General features: G+C 70.3%; 21 protein-coding genes. 13 read left to right on the forward strand and 8 right to left on the reverse strand.

Annotated features, from left to right (window positions below):
• Window positions 1–68: 68 nt before the first annotated feature.
• Window positions 69–875 (reverse strand): lysophospholipid acyltransferase family protein, encoded by an 807-nt coding sequence (locus IEZ31_RS49080; RefSeq protein ID WP_190257031.1) that lies wholly within the window; start codon window positions 873–875, stop codon window positions 69–71.
• Between the two features lie 4 nt (window positions 876–879).
• Window positions 880–1,644, reverse strand: coding sequence for a GNAT family N-acetyltransferase (locus IEZ31_RS49085; RefSeq protein ID WP_190257032.1), 765 nt, complete (start codon window positions 1,642–1,644; stop codon window positions 880–882).
• Window positions 1,645–1,736: 92 nt separating this feature from the next.
• Here IEZ31_RS49085 and IEZ31_RS49090 point away from each other — a divergent pair, with 92 nt between their 5' ends.
• The 7 genes from IEZ31_RS49090 (at window position 1,737) to IEZ31_RS49120 (ending at window position 11,134) form a co-directional block, all read left to right on the forward strand.
• The gene (locus tag IEZ31_RS49090) at window positions 1,737–2,138 is read left to right on the forward strand and encodes a DUF3052 domain-containing protein (RefSeq protein ID WP_190257033.1); all 402 of its coding nucleotides are present in this window, start codon (window positions 1,737–1,739) and stop codon (window positions 2,136–2,138) included.
• A gap of 80 nt (window positions 2,139–2,218) precedes the next feature.
• Window positions 2,219–3,133: an ABC transporter ATP-binding protein gene (locus IEZ31_RS49095; RefSeq protein WP_190257034.1), complete on the forward strand. Its 915-nt coding sequence runs from the start codon at window positions 2,219–2,221 to the stop codon at window positions 3,131–3,133.
• Window positions 3,130–4,032, forward strand: coding sequence for a DUF2705 family protein (locus IEZ31_RS49100; RefSeq protein WP_190257035.1), 903 nt, complete (start codon window positions 3,130–3,132; stop codon window positions 4,030–4,032). The genes IEZ31_RS49095 and IEZ31_RS49100 overlap by 4 nt, the downstream gene beginning before the upstream one ends.
• A 192-nt stretch (window positions 4,033–4,224) precedes the next feature.
• A complete protein-coding gene (locus IEZ31_RS49105) occupies window positions 4,225–7,899 on the forward strand; it encodes a multifunctional oxoglutarate decarboxylase/oxoglutarate dehydrogenase thiamine pyrophosphate-binding subunit/dihydrolipoyllysine-residue succinyltransferase subunit (RefSeq protein ID WP_190257036.1) in 3,675 nt (1,224 codons plus the stop codon).
• 64 nt (window positions 7,900–7,963) lie between these two features.
• Complete coding sequence (locus tag IEZ31_RS49110; RefSeq protein WP_190257037.1) at window positions 7,964–8,143, forward strand: DUF6104 family protein; 180 nt, start codon at window positions 7,964–7,966, stop codon at window positions 8,141–8,143.
• Between the two features lie 307 nt (window positions 8,144–8,450).
• Window positions 8,451–9,461, forward strand: coding sequence for an alpha/beta hydrolase family protein (locus tag IEZ31_RS49115; protein ID WP_190257038.1), 1,011 nt, complete (start codon window positions 8,451–8,453; stop codon window positions 9,459–9,461).
• A gap of 134 nt (window positions 9,462–9,595) precedes the next feature.
• Entirely contained in the window at window positions 9,596–11,134 is a 1,539-nt protein-coding gene (locus tag IEZ31_RS49120; protein ID WP_190257039.1) for an FAD-binding oxidoreductase, read from the forward strand.
• Here the strand turns inward: IEZ31_RS49120 and IEZ31_RS49125 are convergent.
• Window positions 11,090–11,722, reverse strand: coding sequence for a Pr6Pr family membrane protein (locus tag IEZ31_RS49125; protein WP_190257040.1), 633 nt, complete (start codon window positions 11,720–11,722; stop codon window positions 11,090–11,092). The genes IEZ31_RS49120 and IEZ31_RS49125 overlap by 45 nt on opposite strands.
• A 73-nt stretch (window positions 11,723–11,795) precedes the next feature.
• Here IEZ31_RS49125 and IEZ31_RS49130 point away from each other — a divergent pair, with 73 nt between their 5' ends.
• Complete coding sequence (locus tag IEZ31_RS49130; protein WP_229837044.1) at window positions 11,796–12,674, forward strand: alpha/beta hydrolase family protein; 879 nt, start codon at window positions 11,796–11,798, stop codon at window positions 12,672–12,674.
• An 89-nt stretch (window positions 12,675–12,763) separates the two neighbouring features.
• On the opposite strand, the gene IEZ31_RS49135 is transcribed toward IEZ31_RS49130, so the two are convergent.
• From IEZ31_RS49135 to IEZ31_RS49145, 3 genes are all read right to left on the reverse strand, one after another.
• Complete coding sequence (locus IEZ31_RS49135; RefSeq protein WP_190257042.1) at window positions 12,764–13,708, reverse strand: zinc-binding dehydrogenase; 945 nt, start codon at window positions 13,706–13,708, stop codon at window positions 12,764–12,766.
• A gap of 9 nt (window positions 13,709–13,717) precedes the next feature.
• Window positions 13,718–14,887 (reverse strand): NAD(P)-dependent malic enzyme, encoded by a 1,170-nt coding sequence (locus tag IEZ31_RS49140; protein ID WP_190257043.1) that lies wholly within the window; start codon window positions 14,885–14,887, stop codon window positions 13,718–13,720.
• Between the two features lie 111 nt (window positions 14,888–14,998).
• A complete protein-coding gene (locus tag IEZ31_RS49145) occupies window positions 14,999–15,313 on the reverse strand; it encodes a S24/S26 family peptidase (protein ID WP_190257044.1) in 315 nt (104 codons plus the stop codon).
• Between the two features lie 69 nt (window positions 15,314–15,382).
• Between IEZ31_RS49145 and sodN the strand changes: the two genes are divergently transcribed.
• The 3 genes from sodN (at window position 15,383) to IEZ31_RS49160 (ending at window position 16,797) form a co-directional block, all read left to right on the forward strand.
• Window positions 15,383–15,787 carry a superoxide dismutase, Ni gene (sodN, locus tag IEZ31_RS49150; RefSeq protein ID WP_190257045.1) on the forward strand — a complete coding sequence of 135 codons (405 nt, stop codon included), beginning with the start codon at window positions 15,383–15,385 and terminating at the stop codon, window positions 15,785–15,787.
• A 63-nt stretch (window positions 15,788–15,850) separates the two neighbouring features.
• On the forward strand, window positions 15,851–16,342 hold the full coding sequence (locus IEZ31_RS49155; RefSeq protein ID WP_444542480.1) for a GNAT family N-acetyltransferase: 492 nt from the start codon (window positions 15,851–15,853) through the stop codon (window positions 16,340–16,342).
• Between the two features lie 38 nt (window positions 16,343–16,380).
• Window positions 16,381–16,797, forward strand: a complete 417-nt coding sequence (locus tag IEZ31_RS49160) for an ATP-binding protein (RefSeq protein ID WP_190257046.1) — start codon at window positions 16,381–16,383, stop codon at window positions 16,795–16,797.
• 3 nt (window positions 16,798–16,800) lie between these two features.
• Here the strand turns inward: IEZ31_RS49160 and IEZ31_RS49165 are convergent, their stop codons facing one another.
• Window positions 16,801–17,526 (reverse strand): FadR/GntR family transcriptional regulator, encoded by a 726-nt coding sequence (locus IEZ31_RS49165; RefSeq protein WP_229837047.1) that lies wholly within the window; start codon window positions 17,524–17,526, stop codon window positions 16,801–16,803.
• Between the two features lie 37 nt (window positions 17,527–17,563).
• On the reverse strand, window positions 17,564–17,947 hold the full coding sequence (locus IEZ31_RS49170; protein ID WP_190257047.1) for a hypothetical protein: 384 nt from the start codon (window positions 17,945–17,947) through the stop codon (window positions 17,564–17,566).
• 85 nt (window positions 17,948–18,032) lie between these two features.
• Here IEZ31_RS49170 and IEZ31_RS49175 point away from each other — a divergent pair, with 85 nt between their 5' ends.
• Both IEZ31_RS49175 and IEZ31_RS49180 read left to right on the forward strand, forming a co-directional pair.
• The gene (locus IEZ31_RS49175; RefSeq protein WP_190257070.1) at window positions 18,033–18,971 is read left to right on the forward strand and encodes a diacylglycerol/lipid kinase family protein; all 939 of its coding nucleotides are present in this window, start codon (window positions 18,033–18,035) and stop codon (window positions 18,969–18,971) included.
• Between the two features lie 379 nt (window positions 18,972–19,350).
• Entirely contained in the window at window positions 19,351–19,608 is a 258-nt protein-coding gene (locus tag IEZ31_RS49180) for a WhiB family transcriptional regulator (RefSeq protein ID WP_190257048.1), read from the forward strand.
• Window positions 19,609–19,702 lie beyond the last annotated feature (94 nt).

Genomic DNA, 19,702 nt, shown 5'->3' on the forward strand with positions numbered 1-19,702 from the left:
CACCCACCTATTATCGACCAAACCCGATCAAACCGGTGCGACGGCACGCCGGATTATTCAGCGGTCTCCTAGGCGGCGACCATGGCGGTGGCGGCGCGGGCCAGTACGCGGCGAGGGTGGGTCCGCGAGTCGCACGGAGCCGGGTGCAGCTTCGGGTGCGCGCGCAAGCTCACCGACAGATCCCGGGCCGCGACCACGCGCTTCAGCGACTGCAGCAGCGTCTCGTCGCCGATGAACGCCGCGACCGTCGACACCGTGCCGGCCTGGGCGAACGTCAGGCGGACCGGCACCACCGGCACGCCGGCGTCGACCGCGGCCTGGAACATGGCCGGCCGGAACGCGCCGCCCATCTTCCCGCACCACGTCGTGCCCTCGGGGAAGACCGCGACGACGCCGCCGGAGGCGATGTTCGCGCGGACCTGGGCGACCGTCGCCGGAAGGCTCTTGGGCTTCGAGCGGTCGACGAAGACGGTGCCGAGCGTGGCGGCCAGCCGGCCGATCAGCGGCCAGGCCCGCACCTCGCGCTTGGCCAGCAGGCGGGCCGGCGTGTGCGCCAGGATCACCACGACGTCGAGCCACGAGACGTGGTTGGCGACCAGCAGGGCGCCGCGCTGCGGGATCTTGCCCGTGGCCGAATGACGGATGCCCAGGCCGGCCAGGATCGCGCGGGCCAGGCCGCGCTGGGCGGCGACCAGGCCGCGCTGCGGCAGCAGGGCCAGGACGGGCACGCAGAGCGCGGCGAAGAGCAGGACCGACCCGGTGGCGACGATCCGCTTCACCATGATCACGCGGGGGACGGTGCCGGCCGGGCGGTCGGCCAGGCAGTCCGCCCCGCACGTCGAACGGGGCAGCCAGAGGCTGTCCATGACAGCCATCGCGTTACCCCTGCCCGAGGAAGTGGCGCATGTACCGCGGGTTGACCCGGTCCAGCGAGAGCAGCACGTAGAAGTCGGCGCAGTCGAAGTCCGCGTCGTGCGCGGGCGCGCCGCCCACCCAGGAGCCCAGCCGCAGGTACCCCTTGAGCAGCGGCGGGACGTCGACCTTGGCCGGCAGCTCCACGCCCTCGAAGGACCACGGGTTGCGGGGGCGCACCCGCCAGGCCGGCGGCACCAGGTGCTTGCGCTGGGCCAGGTCCCAGACGCCGGCCGCGGTGACGCCGCCGTCGAACAGCGGGACCGAGGCGCAGCCGCCCAGCCAGCGGTGGCCGTGCAGGTGCATGTACCGCGCGATGCCGGCCCACATCAGGTTGATGACGGCGCCGCTGCGGTGGTCGGGGTGCACGCAGGAGCGGCCCGTCTCGACCAGGTCGCCGCGCAGCGGGGCCAGCCCGGCGAGGTCGAACTCGGTCTCCGCGTAGAGGCCACCGGCGGCGGCCGCGCGGGCGGGCGGCAGCATGCGGTAGGTCCCGACGACCTGCCCGGTCAGCTCCTCGCGGATGATCAGGTGGTCGCAGAACTCGTCGAAGTCGTCGACGTCCAGCCCCGGCGCGGGGCTGTGCAGGGTGGCGCCGAGTTCACCGGCGAAGACGTCGTAGCGGAGCCGTTGTGCGGCCTCCACCTGGGCGCCGTCGGTGGCCACCAGCAGGGTGTACCGAGAAGTGTCGCCCAGCTCTTGCGGGCCGGCGGCGACGGCGAGAATGGTCATGCGTTCGGTGTAGAGGTCGACCCCTGCGGATGGCTGACGATGACTGGTTGCCTGCATGGCTGGCGGGTGAACTGTGGTTACCGTGATCAGCTATGGCGGGATACTCAGGCACACCGTTGCCCAAGAAGCTCGGCGTCAACGCCGGCCACCGGGTGCTCCTCGACGGCGCACCGGCGGGGTTCGAGCTGACCGAACTGCCGGCGGACGTGGTGCTGCACCGGCGCAGCAGCCCCGGCCTCTACGACGTCATCGTCTGCTTCTGCCCTGATCAGGCCCGCCTGCGCCGGCGCTGGGCGGTGCTGCACCGGCTCACGCCGCCGGCCGGGGCGCTGTGGATCGCCTGGCCGAAGCGTTCGTCCGGCCTGGCAACCGACCTGGATGAGAATGTCGTGCGAGAGCACGCCCTGGCCAACGGCCGGGTGGACGTCAAGGTGTGCGCGATCGACGACACGTGGTCGGGCCTCAAAAACGTCATCCGCGTCGCGGACCGCTAGCGCCAACCCGGGGCGGGGTCATCGGCGTCGCCTAGGCATGCCATATTGACGGCTTACTTCGAAGGGGAGGGAGCGGCACGTTGTCCAACAACGGGCAGATCGTCGTCTCCGGCCTGACCAAGCAGTACAAAAACGTCAGAGCCGTCGACAATTTGTCGTTCGTGGTCGAACCGGGTCGCGTCACGGGGTTCCTCGGTCCGAACGGCGCCGGCAAGACCACCACGCTGCGCATGGTGCTCAACCTGGTCACGCCGACGTCCGGCGCGGCCACGATCAGTGGCCACCGCTACGCCGACGTCGCCGAGCCGCTGCGGCTGGTCGGCGCCATCCTGGAGGCCTCGGCGGCGCACAAGGGCCGCACCGCGCGCAACCACCTGCGGTGCGTCGCGGCCGCGGCGGGCATCCCGGCGTCGCGCGTCGACGAGGTGCTGGAGCTGGTCGGCCTGACGCCGGCGGCCAAGCGCAAGTTCCGCGGCTACTCGCTGGGCATGAAGCAGCGGCTGGGCATCGCGCAGGCGCTGCTCGGTGACCCGCAGGTGCTGATCCTGGACGAGCCGGCCAACGGCCTCGACCCGGAGGGCATCCGCTGGATGCGCGGGCTGCTCCAGGGCCTGGCCAAGCAGGGCCGCACCGTGCTGGTGTCGAGCCACCTGCTGTCGGAGATGGAGATCCTGGCCGACGACATCGTCATCATCGCGGCCGGCAAGCTGGTCACGCAGGGCCCGGTCGAGCAGATCGTCGGCGCGACGGCCACCGGCCCGCAGGTCCGGGTCCGCACGCCCAACATCCAGGAGCTGGTGACGGCCGTGCGCGGCGCCGGCGGGACGATCAACCCCAACGGCGGCGACGCGCACCTGATCACCGGCCTCGACGCCCCGGCCGTCGGCCGGCTGGCCCTGCAGTCCGGCGTGGAGCTGCACGAGCTGGTCGCCGAGCGCCCCGACCTGGAGCACGTGTTCCTGGAACTGACGCAGGGAAGGGCGACCATCCGATGAGGCTCATCCGCGCCGAGCTGATCAAGCTCCGCACCACCAACATGTGGTGGATCTTCCTGCTCTGCTCGGTGGCGTTCACGGGCCTCGCGCTGTGGATCAACTCGCTCCAGGCCAACTCGCAGCTCGACGACTCCTACGTCTCGCAGGAGCCGCCGCCCGGCATGAGCGACGCGGACCGCGCGCAGTTCGAGGAGTACCAGCGGCAGGAGCAGGAGCGCATCGCCGCGGCCCACTCCGGGGCCGGCCTGGCCAAGATCGCCGCCAACGTCTACACGTCGGGGCAGTTCTTCGGCCTCATGCTGGTCATGCTCATGGCGATCCTGCTGATCACCAACGAGTTCTACCACCAGACGGCCACGGCCACCTTCCTCGCGACGCCGAAGCGCACCAAGGTCATCGTGGCCAAGCTGGTCACCGCCGCGATCATGGGATTCGCCTTCTGGCTGCTGACCACGGCCATCTCGGTCGCCATCGGCGTGGCGTTCTTCAGCGGCGAGGGCGTCGGCAACAGCCTCGGCCATTGGACGGCGCAACAGGCGATCCTGCTCAACCTGCTCGTGTACATGTTGTGGGCGATCTTCGGCATCGGCATCGGCGTGCTCATCCGCAGCCAGATCGGCGCCACGATCACGGCCACCGCCCTGTACACCATCGGCACCTACGCGGCGCTGATCGTGCTCGCGCTGATCCGCGAGTACGTCATCAAGGAGGACTGGGTCTTCGAGAGCGCCGTGTACATCCCGCCGCTCGCGTCCCAGCATGTGGTCGGTTCGCTGGCGTCGCAGCTGGGCGACACCGAACTGCCGCCGCGCTGGGCGGGCGCCGTCGTGCTGATCGCCTGGGCGGTCATCCTCGGCACCATCGGCACGCTGATCACCCGCAAGCGAGACGTCGCCTAGCAAGTTTTGCGCAAGATCTAGGACAGCTGTGGCCGCCATCCGGCGGCCACAGTTGTATGGGAAGACACCGGGCCCTCGTCTACATGGTCACTCCGGCGGCGTCGGCGACGAACGAGCGTTAGGCAGCGCGTAGCCTTGACCCGGACATCGGAAACCCCTAGAACTCGCGTTTGGAAGAGGCGATCAAGAGCCGTGTCGACCCAAGCGACCAACTCGCAGGAGAACCCGCTGGCGGGTTTTGGCCCGAACGAGTGGATCGTCGAGGACATGTACCAGCGGTACCTCGCCGACCCGGCCAGCGTGGACTCCGCGTGGCACGACTTCTTCGCCGACTACAAGCCCAGCCCGGACGCCGCCGCCGAGGCGGCGCCCGCCGTCGCGGCTAAGCCGGCGTCAGTGAAACCCGCCCCCGCCAAGGCGGAGGTCAAGGCGGCAGTGCAGGCGGAGGTCAAGCCGAAGCCGGCCACCAAGCCGGCGCCGACCAAGGAGGCCCCCGCACCGGTCGGCGGCGCCAGGACGACCCCGCTGCGCGGCGTCGCGGCTCGCATCGTGCAGAACATGGACGCCTCGCTGGAGGTGCCGACCGCGACGAGCGTGCGGGCGGTCCCGGCGAAGCTGCTGTCCGACAACCGCATCGTGATCAACAATCACCTGGCCCGCGGCCGCGGCGGCAAGGTCAGCTTCACCCACCTGATCGGCTACGCGCTGGTCCGGGCCCTCGCCGAGCACCCCGAGATGAACAACTCGTTCGCCGAGGTCGACGGCAAGCCCAACCTGGTCCAGCCCGAGCACGTCAACCTCGGCATCGCCATCGACCTGGCCAAGCCGGACGGCTCCCGCGCGCTCGTCGTCCCGAGCATCAAGGCCGCCGACACCATGGACTTCCGCCAGTTCTGGTCGGCCTACGAGGACGTCGTCCGCCGCGCCCGGCGCAACGAGCTGACCATGGACGACTACGCCGGCACCACGATCTCGCTGACCAACCCGGGCGGCATCGGCACCGTGCACTCGATGCCGCGGCTGATGACCGGGCAGGGCACGATCATCGGCGTCGGCGCCATGGAGTACCCGGCGCCCTACGCCGGCATGTCCGACGACACGCTGGCCGACCTGGGCATCTCCAAGATCATCACGCTGACCAGCACGTACGACCACCGCATCATCCAGGGCGCGCAGTCCGGCGAGTTCCTGAAGGTCATGCACGAGCTGCTGCTCGGCGAGCACGGGTTCTACGACCAGATCTTCACCGCGCTGCGCATCCCCTACGAGCCGGTGCGCTGGGTCCGCGACGTGGCCCGCACCTCCGAGGGCCAGATCGACAAGGCCGCCCGGGTCATCGAGCTCATCCATGCGTATCGCGTGCGCGGCCACCTGATGGCCGACACCGACCCGCTGGAGTTCCGCATCCGCCGCCACCCCGACCTCGACGTGCTCGAGCACGGGCTCACGCTGTGGGACCTCGACCGCGTCTTCCCGGTCGGCGGGTTCGCGGGCAAGCAGAAGATGAAGCTGCGGGCCGTGCTCGGCGTGCTGCGCGACTCCTACTGCCGCCGGGTCGGCGTCGAGTACATGCACATCATGGACCCGGAGGAGCGGCGCTGGATCGCCGAGCGGGTCGAGAAGCCGTACCAGAAGCCCGACACCGACGAGCAGAAGCACATCCTCAACCGGCTCAACGCCGCCGAGGCCTTCGAGACCTTCCTGCAGACGAAGTACGTCGGTCAGCGGCGCTTCTCGCTGGAGGGCGGCGAGTCGCTGATCCCGCTGCTGGACGAGATCCTGCAGAACTCCGCGGTCAGCGGCCTCGACGAGGTCGTCATCGGCATGGCGCACCGGGGCCGGCTCAACGTGCTGGCCAACATCGTCGGCAAGCCCTACGAGAAGATCTTCTCCGAGTTCGAGGGCCACCTCGACCTCAAGTCGGCGCACGGCTCCGGCGACGTGAAGTACCACCTGGGCATGACCGGGAAGTTCACCACCCCCGACGGCGAGCACGCCACGACGGTCTCCGTGGTGGCCAACCCGTCGCACCTGGAGGCGGTCAACCCGGTGCTGGAAGGCATCGTGCGGGCCAAGCAGGACAAGATCGACCTCAAGCTCGAGGGCTACACGGTCCTGCCGCTGCTCGTGCACGGTGACGCCGCGTTCGCCGGCCAGGGGGTCGTGGCGGAGACGCTGAACCTGTCGCAGCTGCGCGGCTACCGCACCGGCGGCACCGTCCACGTCGTCGTCAACAACCAGGTCGGCTTCACCACCGCCCCGGAGTACTCGCGCTCGTCGCTGTACTCGACCGACGTCGCCCGGATGATCCAGGCGCCGATCTTCCACGTCAACGGCGACGACCCCGAGGCCGTCGTCCGCGTCGCGCGGCTCGCGTTCGAGTATCGCCAGGCGTTCAACAAGGACGTCGTCATCGACCTGGTCTGCTACCGCCGCCGGGGACACAACGAGGGCGACGACCCGTCGATGACCAACCCGCTGATGTACGCGATCATCGACCAGAAGCGCTCGGTCCGGAAGATCTACACCGAGGAGCTCATCGGTCGCGGCGACATCCCGATCACCGAGGCCGAGGCCCTGCTCAAGGACTACCACGAGCAGCTGGAGACGGTCTTCAAGGCGACCCGCGACGCGTCCTCCAGCCCGGCCGCCCGGCTCACCCGGCTGCGCGAGCCGGAGCCCGAGCCGCAGCTCGAGACCGCGATCGAGGAGAGCGTCCTGCGCGCGATCGGCGAGGCGCACGTGAAGCTGCCCGACGGCTTCACCCCGCACAAGCGCGTCCAGCAGCTGCTCGACCGGCGGGCCAAGATGGCCGTCGAGGGCGACATCGACTGGGGCTTCGGCGAGGTCATCGCGTTCGGCTCGCTGGTCAGGGACGGCGTCACCGTGCGCCTGTCCGGCCAGGACTCGCGCCGCGGCACCTTCGTCCAGCGGCACGCCGGCATCGTCGACGCCGAGACGGGCGCCGACTACATGCCGATGTCGGCCCTGATCGACAATGGCGGCAAGCTGTTCGTCTACGACTCCCTGCTGTCGGAGTTCGCGGCGATGGGCTTCGAGTACGGCTACTCGGTCGAGAACCCCGAGGCGCTGGTCATGTGGGAGGCCCAGTTCGGCGACTTCGTCAACGGCGCCCAGTCGATCGTCGACGAGTTCATCTCCTCCGGCGAGGTCAAGTGGGGCCAGCGCACCGCCGTGACGCTGCTCCTGCCGCACTCGCACGAGGGCCAGGGCCCGGACCACACGTCCGGCCGCCTGGAGCGGTACCTGCAGCTGTGCGCCGAGGACAACATGCGCGTGGCCGTGCCGACCACCCCGGCGAACCACTTCCACCTGCTGCGCCGCCAGGCCCTGTCGCCGAAGAAGAAGCCGCTGGTGGTCTTCACGCCGAAGTCGCTGCTCCGGCACCGGCTCTGCGTCTCGCCGGTCGAGGACTTCACCAACGGCACCTTCCAGACGGTTGTCGCCGACCCCGGCATCAAGGGCACCTCCCTCGACCCGAACGCCGTGAAGCGCGTCCTGCTCTGCTCGGGCAAGGTCTTCTACGACCTGCTCCAGGCCCGCGCCGACCGCGACATCACGGACACCGCGATCATCCGGGTCGAGCAGCTGTACCCCATGCCGGTCGACGAGCTGCGCGCCGCGCTCGAGCAGTACCCGAACGCGGAGGACTTCGCCTGGGTCCAGGAGGAGCCGGCCAACCAGGGCGCCTGGACGTTCATCGCCCTCAACCTGCTGGAGCACCTGCAGGGCGTCGGCCTGCGCCGGATCTCCCGCCCGGCCGCGGCCGCGCCGGCCGTCGGCTCGACCAAGCTCCACGACGCCGAGCAGCAGGCCCTGATCGAGGCCGCCCTGCCGAAGCGCTGACCTGCAGTTCTTCTGGGAGGGCACGGCATGCCGTGCCCTCCCCCGTTTTTTCCGGAGACCCATCGTGTACTTCACCGACCGCGGCATCGAGGAACTGGCCACCCGCCGGGGCGAGGAGGAGGTCACCCTCGAGTGGCTGGCCGAACGCCTTCGCGACTTCGTGGACCAGAACCCGGAGTTCGAGACCCCGATCGAGCGCCTGGCCGTCTACTTGGCCCGCCTCGACGACGAGGACGACGACTGAGGCCGCCCGCACCGCGCAGTCTCATGATCGATGGAGAGTTCCGGCTGTCATAGCAACCAGGACTCTCCATCGATCATGAGCGTCCCGGACCACCACGTCCGCGCCATGTCCGAAATTTCGGATAAATGCGTAACAATGCCCGCGCATCGCCCGGCTGTCTCATTCGTGTCGGCCAAATGGGTCATTCGAGCGTGAGAGCGATGTAGCCCATGAAGGTAATCGAATGTCACCACACGGGCGATAACGGAATACCGCAGGTCACACCTACATTCCTTACGTGCCCCCGCGTCGCAATCGAACTGCAACCGTGTCGCTCCTGACCGCCGCCCTGCTCGTCGCGGGCGGCGTCTTCGTCGGTTCCGGCGCCGCCACCGAGGCGCCCGCAACGACGGCCGTGGGGGCGGCGCAGATGGCCGCCGCGCCCGGCGCTTACCCCGTCGGCCTGCGCAAGTTCAGCTTCGCGCGCGGCAAGGACCGTCCACTGCCGACGATGGTCTGGTATCCGGCCAAGGGCCGGCGGAGCAAGGGCAAGGCGCAGGCCGACGCGACCCCGGCCGGCGGCGCGTTCCCGCTGCTGCTGTGGAGCCACGGCTTCTACAGCAACCCGCAGATGCAGGAGTCGGTGACCCGCTTCCTCGCCGAGTCCGGCTACGTGGTCGTCGCGCCGGCGTATCCGTTCACGAAGAAGGACGGGCCCAAGTTCAACAAGCTCGACGTCCCCAACCAGGCCACGGACGCCTCGTACGTGATCAGCCAGATGCTCCTGCCGGGCAATCCGCTGGCGAACAGCATCGACCCCGAGCGCATGGGGGCGATCGGGCACTCGGGTGGCGGCACCACCACCAACTGGCTGTTCACCGGCAAGCGCGACCCGCGGCTCAGGGTCGGCGTGCTGCTGGCGGGCCGGCCCACCTCCACGTACCAGGGCGAACCGGTGCCGCTGCTGTTCGTGCACGGTGACAAGGACCCGGTGGTGGCCTACAGCCAGGGCCGCGAATCGTACGGCAAGGACCCGTGGCCGAAGGCGTTCCTGACCATCAAGGGCGGCGAGCACGGCGCCGGCACCGGCGACGCCGAGCGGGGCCACACCCAGGCGATGGCGACGATCCTCGACTTCCTGCTGTGGGGCCTCAACGGAGACGACGCGGCCCGGCAACGGCTGGAGAAGGACGCCACCCTTGCGGGCGTGACGCAGTTCGAGCAGGTCGGGATCTACAGCGCGAACACGACGACGAGCACCACGACCACCACCGCGGCGGCGGCGACGGCGAGCGCGACCGGTAAGACCTTGGAGCGGGCGGGTTCTGCCGCCGGTTGATTGTCGACCCACGCCTGGAAGGCCTGGGTGTTCTGACTCGGATCCATGCGGTCATCAGACATGGCCGACAGAATACCGAGGTCGCGACTGCCGACAGTGGCCGAACAGTGTCGGATTGTGGCACAGTCCCCCACGTGAGCCGCTGGCGCGAGAAGTCGTGGTGGGGCTGGGGCTGGGCCGACGAGGCGCTGGACGACGCCGCCTGCCGCAAGCTGGCGGAGCAGGCATTACGGCCCTGGATGCCGATCGACGGCTCGGTCCTGCCGATCCCCTTCGACCCGCTGCTCGGCCCGCCGCGGCTCGTGCCGCCGTCCATGATGGAGGAGGCGTTCGCGTCCGACTCGATGGCGCGGGCCGCGCACGCCTACGGCAAGGCCTTCCGCGACGTCGTCCGCGCCCTGCACGGCGAGCTTGAGCACGCGCCCGACCTGGTCTGCTACCCCCGCACGGCGCACGACGTCGTGGCCGTCCTCGACTGGGCGGAGGCGGTCGGCGCCGCGGTGGTGCCGTACGGCGGAGGCACGTCGGTGGTCGGCGGCGTGGAGTACCGCGGCGACGGCCCGTGGATCTCCCTCGATCTCGGCCGGCTCAACCGGATCGCCGAGATCGACGAGGTCAACCAGGCGGTGCGGGTCCAGGCCGGCGTCTTCGGCCCGGCGCTGGAGGACGCGCTGCGCCCGCACGGCCTGACGCTGCGGCACTTCCCGCAGAGCTTCGAGTTCTCCACGGTCGGCGGCTGGCTGGCGACGCGTGCCGGCGGGCACTACGCGACCGGCCCCACCCGCATCGACGACTTCGTCGAGGCGCTGCGCGTGATCACCCCGCTCGGGTCGGTCGAGTCGCCGCGCGTGCCCTCCAGCGGCGCCGGCCCGGCGGCCACCGGCCTGTTCCTCGGCTCCGAGGGCGCCCTGGGCGTGATCGTGGAGGCGTGGCTGCGGGTGACCCGGCGACCGGAGCGGAAGGTCTCCGCGAGCCTGGGATTCCCGGTGTACCTCGAAGCCGTGGCCGCCGTGAGGGACCTCGTGCAGGCCGGCCTGCGCCCCAGCAACTGCCGCCTGCTCGACCCCGCCGAGGCGATGCTGAACGCCGGCGCGCGCGACGGCGGGGCCCGCCTGCTGCTGGGCTTCGAGGGCCCGTCCGCGGCCCTGCTGCCCGTCGCGCTGGAGATCTGCCGGGCGCACGGCGGCACCGAGCGCGAGCACGACCCGGCCGGGGACACCTTCCGGGCCGCGTTCCTGCGCGCGCCGTACACCCGCGACGCTCTGATCCGCCTCGGCCTCGTCGTCGAGACCGTGGAGACGGCGTGCACGTGGAGCCGGTTCGAGCAGCTGCACGCGGCCGTCGTGGCCGCCGTCCAGGCCGCCGCTCCGACCCGCGTCGCCGTGGTCACCTGCCGATTCACCCACGTCTACCCCGACGGGCCGGCGCCCTACTTCACCGTCATCACCCCGGCCCGCCGCGGTGCCGAGGTGGAGATCTGGGACGAGATCAAGACGGCGGTGAGCGACGCGATCGCGGCCAGCGGCGGCACCATCACCCACCATCACGCGGTCGGGCGCGACCACCGGCCGTGGTACGACGGCGAGCGCTCGCCGCTGTTCGCCGGCGCGCTGCGGGCCGCGAAACGGTCACTGGACCCCCGCGGGATCCTCAACCCGGGCGTGCTGGTCTGAAACCTCGGCCCACGGCAGGAACCGCCGCACCAGCGCGCCGAGGCCGATCAACAACAACCCGAGCAGGAAGAACGCGACGGTGAAGCCGAGCGAGGTGATCGTCACGCCGCCGTAGCCGAGCTCGTCGACGTCGAGGAACGGGTACGGGTACTCGTGCACGAACAGGCCCCGGATCAGCGCGAACACGAGGTACGCGAGCGGATAACCCAGCCAGACCCCCGCGTACCACCAGCGGACGGGCGCGCGGTCGACCAGCAGCCAGGTGACCGCGGCCAGCAGCGGGGTGACCGTGTGGAGGAGCAGGTTGTGCACCGTGTTCCGGCCGTTGTCCGCCATGAAGAACGGGCTGGACGGGTTGGCCAGGAGCGTGTGGTACACGCTGCCGGTGATGCAGCTGAACAGCGTCGCCCCGCCGCGCACCCAGGCGGGGACCGGCCGGGCCGTGGCCAGCGCGCACACCGCGGCGATGATGACGCTGCTCTGCACCGTGAAGTAGACGAACACGGTGCCGTCGTGGGTGTAGAGCAACAGGGCGACGATCCCGGCCACGGCACTCAGGGCGGTGAGCGCGCGGAAGACGACGGTCATGGGCGGGAACCTAGCCGGAATTCGCCCGGTGGGAAAGACGGTGATCGCCACGGCTGCTCGTACCGTTGGTCCCATGCGCCTAGTCGCGGCACTGCTGGCGGTGTCCCTCCTCGCCGGCTGCACCGGCGAGCCCTCCTCGCACTGGGTCGACTCCTCCCCCACGGCCACCGCGACGGCGCCGAAGCTCGCCGCCGTCCAGTTGCCGGCGCCGCTGGCCGAGCCGACCGGGAGCGTCTCGGTGACGCAGCAGGAGGTGACGTACTCCAGGGCCGGCCGCACGCTACGGACGGTGATCTGGCTGCCGGACCGGCCGGCAAAGGCTCCCGCGGTGCTCTTCAGCCACGGCCTCAACGGCGCGCCGGAGCACTTCGCCTCGCTGCTGCGGCAGTGGGCGTCGGCCGGCTTCGTGGTCATCGCGCCCGCGTACCCGAACACGACCAAGGGCGCCAAGCTCGACGCCTACGACGTGCTGAACCAACCGGCCGACGCGAGCTACGTGCTCAGGCAGGTGCTCGCCGGTCCGCTCGGCAAGCGCATCGACGCCCACCGGCTGGCGGCGGCCGGTCACTCGGCGGGGGCGATCACCACGGTCGGCCTGTTCGCGGTCGACCGCGACCCGCGGCTGCGGGCCGGGATCGTCCTGGCCGGCAGCGGGCTGGGCGTGGGCCTGGACTTCAGCGGTACACCCGCTGCGATGCTCTTCGTCCATGGCACGGCTGACCCGCTGGTGTCCTACGCCTCCGGCAAGGCGGCCTACGACGCGGTCCCGTGGTCCAAGGCGATGCTCACGGTCCCCGGCGGCGACCACAACAACCCGTACCTCACCCCCGGCTCGGCGTCCTACCAGACGGTCGCGACGAGCACGCTGGCGTTCCTGCGCCTCGAGCTGTACGGCGACCAGGCCGCCCGCCAGTCCCTGGAACCGACGGTCGACCTGGACTCCCACCTCTGAACGCGTCGATCTTGCAGTCGTGGTGCCAGGACACTCCCTGAATGCCCGGGTTTGTCAGGCACCACAACTGCAAGATCGACGCGAAGGGGTTAGGCGGTGTGATCGATGACGACCTTGCCGAAGATGTCGCCCGAGTGCAGGTGCTCGAACGCCTTCCGCACGTCGCTGAACGGCACGACCGAGTCGATGACCGGGCGGACCCCGGTGCGCGCCATGAGCGCCATGAGGTCGGCCAGCTCGTCCGGCGTGCCCATGCTCGTGCCGAGGATCTCCAGCTGGAGCGCGAACACCCGGCGCAGGTCCACCCTCGGCAGGTGACCGCTGGTCGCGCCGGAGACGACGATCCGGCCGCCCGTCTTGGCCGCCTTCATCGAGTGCTCGAAGGTGGCCTCGCCGACCGTCTCGATCACCACGTCGACCCGCTCGGGGAGCCGCGCGCCGGGCTCCAGCGCGGTGGCGCCCAGCGCCGCGATCTTCTCGCGCTTCTCGGCGTCGCGGCTGGTGGCATACACCCGCGCGCCGAGGGCCCGGCCGATGAGCACGGCGGCGGTGGCGACGCCGCCGCCCGCCCCCTGCACGAGGACCGCGCCGTCGGTCTCCAGGCGGCCGCGGGTGGTCAGCATGCGGTACGCCGTGAGCCACGCCGTGGGCAGGCAGGCCGCCTCCGCGAAGGACAGCTCGGCCGGCTTCGGCACCAGGTTGTACGCCGGCACGGTCACCCGCTCGGCGATCGTGCCCTGGTAGTGCTCCGACAGGATCGAGAAGCTGCCCTTCTCGGTGTAGACGACCGGGTACACCACCACGTCGCTGCCGTCGGGCCCGATCCCGGCGGCGTCGCACCCGAGGATCATCGGCAGTTGCTCCTTCCGGAGCCCGACGCCGCGCAGCGACCACAGGTCGTGGTGGTTGAGGGCGCTCGCGCGCACCTCCACCACGGCCCAGCCGTCGAGCGGCGTCGGTTCGGGAGCGTCGCCGATGGTGAGCACGGCGAGCGGGTCGGCATCATCGAAGCCGGTCGCGAAGGCGGCACGCATGCCGCGACCCTAACGCAGGACGCCGTCGCGCAAAGCGGCATCCGCCACAGCCGTGGCGACCGCCGGTGCCACCCGCGGGTCGAGCGCACTCGGCACGATGGAGCCGGTCGACAGCTCCTCGGGCGCGAGCACCTCGGCGATCGCGGTCGCCGCGGCCACCTTCATGCCGTCGCTGATCCGGGTCGCCCCGGCGTCGAGCGCGCCGCGGAAGATGCCGGGGAACGCGAGCACGTTGTTGATCTGGTTGGGGAAGTCGCTGCGGCCGGTGGCGACCACGCTCGCGTAGCGCGTCGCGATCTCCGGGTGCACCTCGGGCGTCGGGTTGGCCAGCGCGAAGATCGCCCCGCCCGGCGCCATGCCGGCCAGCGCCGCCTCCGGGATCGTGCCGCCGGAGACGCCGACGAGCACGTCGGCGCCGCGCAGCGCGGCCGCGATGTCGCCGGTCACCCCGCCGGAGTTGGTGTCGGCGGCCAGCGCCGCCTTGGCCGCGTTGAGGTCGGTCCGTCCACTGTGGATGCAGCCGCGCGAGTCGAGCACGATGATGTCGCCGGCCGCGACGCCGCCGCTGATCAGCATCCGGGTGACCGCCACGCCGGCCGCGCCCGCGCCGCTCACCACGACCCGCAGGTCGCTGAGCTTGCGGTCGAGCACCTTGGCCGCGTTGCGCAGCGCGGCGAGCACGACGATCGCGGTGCCGTGCTGGTCGTCGTGGAACACCGGGATCGGCAGCGCCTCCTCCAGCCGCCGCTCGATCTCGAAGCAGCGCGGCGCCGAGATGTCCTCCAGGTTGATGCCGCCGAACGACGGCGCCAGTGCGGTCACGATCCGCACGATCTCGTCCGGGTCCTGCGTGTCGAGGCAGATCGGCACGGCGTCGACCCCGCCGAACTGCTTGAACAGCACGGCCTTGCCCTCCATGACCGGCATCGCGGCGCGCGGGCCGATGTTGCCCAGGCCGAGGACCGCGGAGCCGTCGGTCACCACCGCGACCGCCTTGCCCACCCACGTGAGCCGGTGGACGAGCGACTCGTCGGCGGCGATCGCCTCGCAGACCCGGGCCACACCCGGCGTGTAGGCCAGCGAGAGGTCCTCGCGAGTGGACAGCGGGACGGTCGACTGAACGGCCAGTTTGCCGCCGTGATGCAGATCGAAGACAGGATCGGACACGGAAGTAGGCACGGGGGCTCCTTTGCCACGGTTGCCAGGCTGACTGTGCAGAGATGACGCGCGGCGCGGGTGGAAAGCGCGGGAACAGAGGCTGCGGCGGGGGTCTCCCGTATCCGCAACACTTTACGCCCGGGCTCGCCGGAAGCGCACCGGTTGTGGCCACCAGCGAAATGTCACACGTCCGATGATGTCGGCGCGACCATACCGCTCGGAATCGTCACTGGCGAACGGGTTGTCTCCCACGACCCACCACCCGTCGCCATCCGCACGCTGCACACGCTTCACCACCAGCAGGTCGGGACGGCTCCGGAACCGTGCCACCACGATGTCACCCGGGCGAGCGTGTGCCGTCCGCACGATAAGGACACGGTCGCCGTGACGCAAAGCGGGAGCCATGGAGGGGCCGCTCACTAGTGCCGCAAACCACGGCAGCCGCATGAAATCCCCGAACGTGGATAGGAGTAGGGTCAGCACTGAGGATCATCGCAAATCACCCTGGAGGGTTCGATGCGACTGTCGCGGATTTTCACGCCGCGCACCGTGGTCAGCGCCCACTGCGACCTGCCGTGTGGCGTCTACGACCCGGCGCAGGCCCGGATCGAGGCCGAGTCCGTCAAAGCCATTGCCGAGAAGTATCAGGCCAGCAGTGACCCCGAGTTCCGCACCCGGGCACTGATCATCAAGGAGCAGCGCGCCGAGTTGGTCAAGCACCACCTGTGGGTGCTGTGGACCGACTACTTCAAGCCGCCGCACTTCGAGAAGTACCCGCAGCTGCACTCGCTCTTCAACGAGGCCACCAAGCTGGCCGGCGCCTCGGGCGCCAAGGGCTCCGTCGACCCGGCCGTCGGCGAGCAGCTCCTCGCGAAGATCGACGAGATTGCGAAGATCTTCTGGGAGACCAAGCAGGCCTGAGCCTGCTCGACCTTTCATCCCCCATCCGGCGCCCGCGCCGGGTGGGGGCGTTTCTTTGGAGCCGTGTTGATTCGTCCCGTCACTCCCGCCGACGTGCCCGCCGTCGTCGCCATGGTCTACGAGCTGGCCGAGTTCGAGCGCGAGCTCGACAAGTGCCACCTCACGGAGGAGCAGTTGACCGCCGCGCTGTTCGGCCCCGACCCGCGGGTCTTCTGCCACGTCGCCGTGTCATCGGATGACCTCCCGATCGGGATGGCGCTGTGGTTCCTCACGTACTCCACGTGGGAGGGCACCCACGGCGTGTACCTGGAGGACCTGTACGTGCGGCCGGCCGCCCGCGGTACCGGCGCCGGCAAGGCCCTGGTCGCCGCGCTGGCCCAGGTCTGCGTGGAGCGCGGCTACCCGCGGCTGGAGTGGGCGGTCCTCGACTGGAACCCGGCCCGGCAGTTCTACGACGCCCTGGGCGCCGGCCCGAAGTCCGACTGGGTCCCCTATCGGCTGGCGGGAGCCCCGCTGACCGCACTCGCCGCGTCACTGGGTGCGGCAACGCCGTAGAGTCGCGTGCGAGGGGGTTCATCGCGTTGACTCAGGTTGTGTCGAAGAGGTCCGGCGCCGACGGCGACGACGTCGTGCTGCTCGCCGTGCCGGCGTCACCCGCATATCTCGGCGTGCTGCGCACGGCCACCGCGGGCCTGGCCGCGCGCCTGCAGTTCACGCTGGACGAGATCGAAGACCTGCGCATCGCGGTCGACGAGGCGTGCGCGATGCTGCTCGCGGTCGCGAGCGAGACCCCCCAACTGGGTGACACGGTCGAACTCGCCTGCCGCTTCACGGTCACCCCCGACGCCCTCACGGTGGAGACGACCGTCCCCCTGGGATCACCCGAGGAGCGGCTCCCGGGCGGCGAGTCCTTCGCCTGGCAGGTGCTCAGCGCGCTCGCCGACGAGGTCTCGGCCACCGTCGACGGGCACCAGGCGAGCATCCGCCTGACCAAGCGCCGCCCGACCTAGGCCTTAGAGGCGGTCGACCCCCGGGACCGGGTCGTTGCGGCGCTCCGTGGCGAGCTCCGCCGGACGGACGTGATCGATGTGATCCCGGGCGATCGACATCGCCCGGTCCACGTCGCCGGCCCGGATGGCCTCCAGCAGCGCGCGGTGGTCGCGGTCGATCTCGCGCCACATCGGCAGCGGGGCCGCGGCCTCCACGGCCCGCCGGTCGGCGACCGTGTAGAGCGGCCGCACCACCAGCCCCAGCAGCGCGTTGCCCGAGGCCGCCGCCACGGCCAGGTGGAACGCGGCGTGCGCCTCGATGCGGCGGTCGAGGTCGTCGACGTCCGGGTCGAACATCGCCCGCTCCAGCTCGGCCAGGTGGTGCGGCTGCCGGCGGGCGGCGGCCAGGCCGGCGGCCGGCACCTCCAGCATCCGCCGCACCTCCAGGAACTCGTCGCCCCGCACGGCCCCGTTGGCCAGCAGCAGCCCGACTCCGTCCGACAGCGAGTCGCCCAGCGCCAGGGCGTCGGGCTCGGCCACGAAGCTGCCGCCGTTGACGCCGCGCGTGGTGACGATGAGGTGCTGGCTGCTGAGCAGGCGCAGGGCCTCACGCACCGTGGAGCGGCTCAGGCCCGACTGCTCGCACAGCTGTGGCTCGGTAGGCAGGCGCTCACCGGGGCGCAGCTGGCCGGACATGATCTCGTCGCGGATGCGGTCGGCGAGGAGCTGGTATGCGGGAGCGACCGTCACGACCACCGAGCGTAGAACACGCGGCGATCCCGCGGGTTCATCTGACCCCGAGGGCGACCCGCGTCGAGGGTGCGAACAGCAGGATGGCCCCGGTCAGGCCGAGGGCGAACAGCGGGGCGCCGACATACGGCTGACCGTGGGTGAGCATGGTCCACCCGATCGGCATCTGCAGCATCTGCACGACGATCCCCGGCCCGCGCGCCCAGCGCTTGCGCCGGTGCAGCGCGATGCCCACGCCGATGAAAATTGCGGCCATCAGCCCGACGTAGCCCGTCGACGACAGCGCCATCTCGATCGCGGCGAAGTCGGCGGTCAGGTCCCAGTACACAAACAGGAGCGTCAGCACGGCGAGCCCCGCGCCCTCCAGCAGCAGCAGCCGGACCGCCCACCGCAGCGTCGCCGGGGTCTGCTCGTCGTTCACTGAGGCATCCTTCCTGGTGGAGGTCCGTGTCACGGCCGGTGCGGGTCCAACCTTATCGCGCAGTGAAAGGGGTACAGTGCCGCCCATGCGAGCGCTCTTGGTGGTCAACCCCAATGCGACGACCACCACCGAACGCGGCCGCGACATCCTCGTGCGGGCGCTGCGCAGCCAGGTCAAGCTCGACGTCGCCTACACGCAGCGCCGGGGCCACGCCGCCGACCTGGCGCGGGAGGCCGCCCGCGACGGCATGGACCTCGTGGTGACGCTGGGCGGCGACGGTACCGTCAACGAGGCCGTCAACGGCCTGATGACCTTCGACTCGGGGCCGGCGGCGCAGCGGGCCCAGGACCGTCCGGCGCTCGCCGTCGTGCCCGGCGGCTCCACCAACGTCTTCGCCCGCGCCCTGGGGCTGCCGAGCGACTGGGCCGAGGGCACCGGCGCCATCCTGGAGGCGCTGCGCGACCGCCGCGAACGGATCATCGGCCTCGGCCGGGCGGACGACCGCTACTTCACGTTCTGCGCGGGCCTCGGGATCGACGCGGAAGTGGTACGGCGGGTGGACCAGGCCCGGCACAAGGGCTCGACGTCGACGCCGTGGCTGTACTTCCGGGCCATCATGGCGCAGTTCATCGCCACGAATCGCCGTGTGCCGCTGCTGACACTCGACCTCCCCGGCGAAACGGCGCAGACCGGGCTAACGTGGATGCTGGTGCAGAACACGGCACCATGGACATACATCGGCGAACGGCCGGTGGATCCGAATCCGCGCGCCTCGTTCGACACGGGGCTGGATGTGCTGGGCCTTCGGGAACTGCAGGTCGGGAGCACCACACGTGCTGTGGCGCAGATCCTGTCGAACCGCCGGGAGGCGAAGGGAAAGCAGGTCCTGCGGCTGCATGATCTCGCCGGCTTCACGCTGACTGCAGCCAGGCCGATCGCTTTCCAGGTCGACGGAGAGTACATCGGAGAGTGCGACAAGTTGGATTTCGCGTCCGTCGCCGGGGCGTTACGCGTAGTGTGTTGAGTCACCCCCGGCGTGTTACCACCGAAGGGGGAGAAAGTTGCAGAGAGTCGCGAGAGAGACACCGCGACCGCATCTCCAAAAGCCCTTCGGTCGTTGACCGAACCGTACTACATTGGTCACTGACTGTTGCGATCCAGGGTCCTCAATCGCCACAAACCCGGACAAACAGTGCGTGAGCTTGCTCACCCACTTGGATTTTTTTGGTTTGGACCCCTTGACATCGTGATAGTTCGTGAAAGCATTCACAAGCGAAACGACCACTGAGCGTTGCCCGCACACGTGTTACGGATCTTCAGGCTCCGCCTAGCCGAACCGTCACACGAGATGCATATAGGGAATCACCAACAACGATCCGCGAAAAACAAGGAGTGTTGCCGCCATGTCGGACTGGCGCCACCATGCCCTCTGCCGCGACGAGGACCCGGAGCTGTTCTTCCCCATTGGGACTTCCGGCCCCGCGTTGCTGCAGGTTGAGCAGGCGAAGGCAGTCTGCCAGCGCTGCTCCGTGACCAGCGAGTGCCTGCAGTGGGCCCTCGACTCCGGTCAGGACGCAGGCGTCTGGGGCGGAATGAGCGAGGACGAGCGCCGCTTGATGAAGCGCCGCGGTGGCCTCCGGGTCCGCGCTCACTCCGCATAAGACCCTTCCAAGACGAACCGCCCCGGCCGGGTACCCGGCCGGGGCGTTTTGCGTCCCGCGACACCCCCGCACTGGCGCTGCGCACGCCCATGAT

Source organism: Dactylosporangium sucinum, from assembly GCF_014647515.1.
Lineage (GTDB): Bacteria > Actinomycetota > Actinomycetes > Mycobacteriales > Micromonosporaceae > Dactylosporangium > Dactylosporangium sucinum.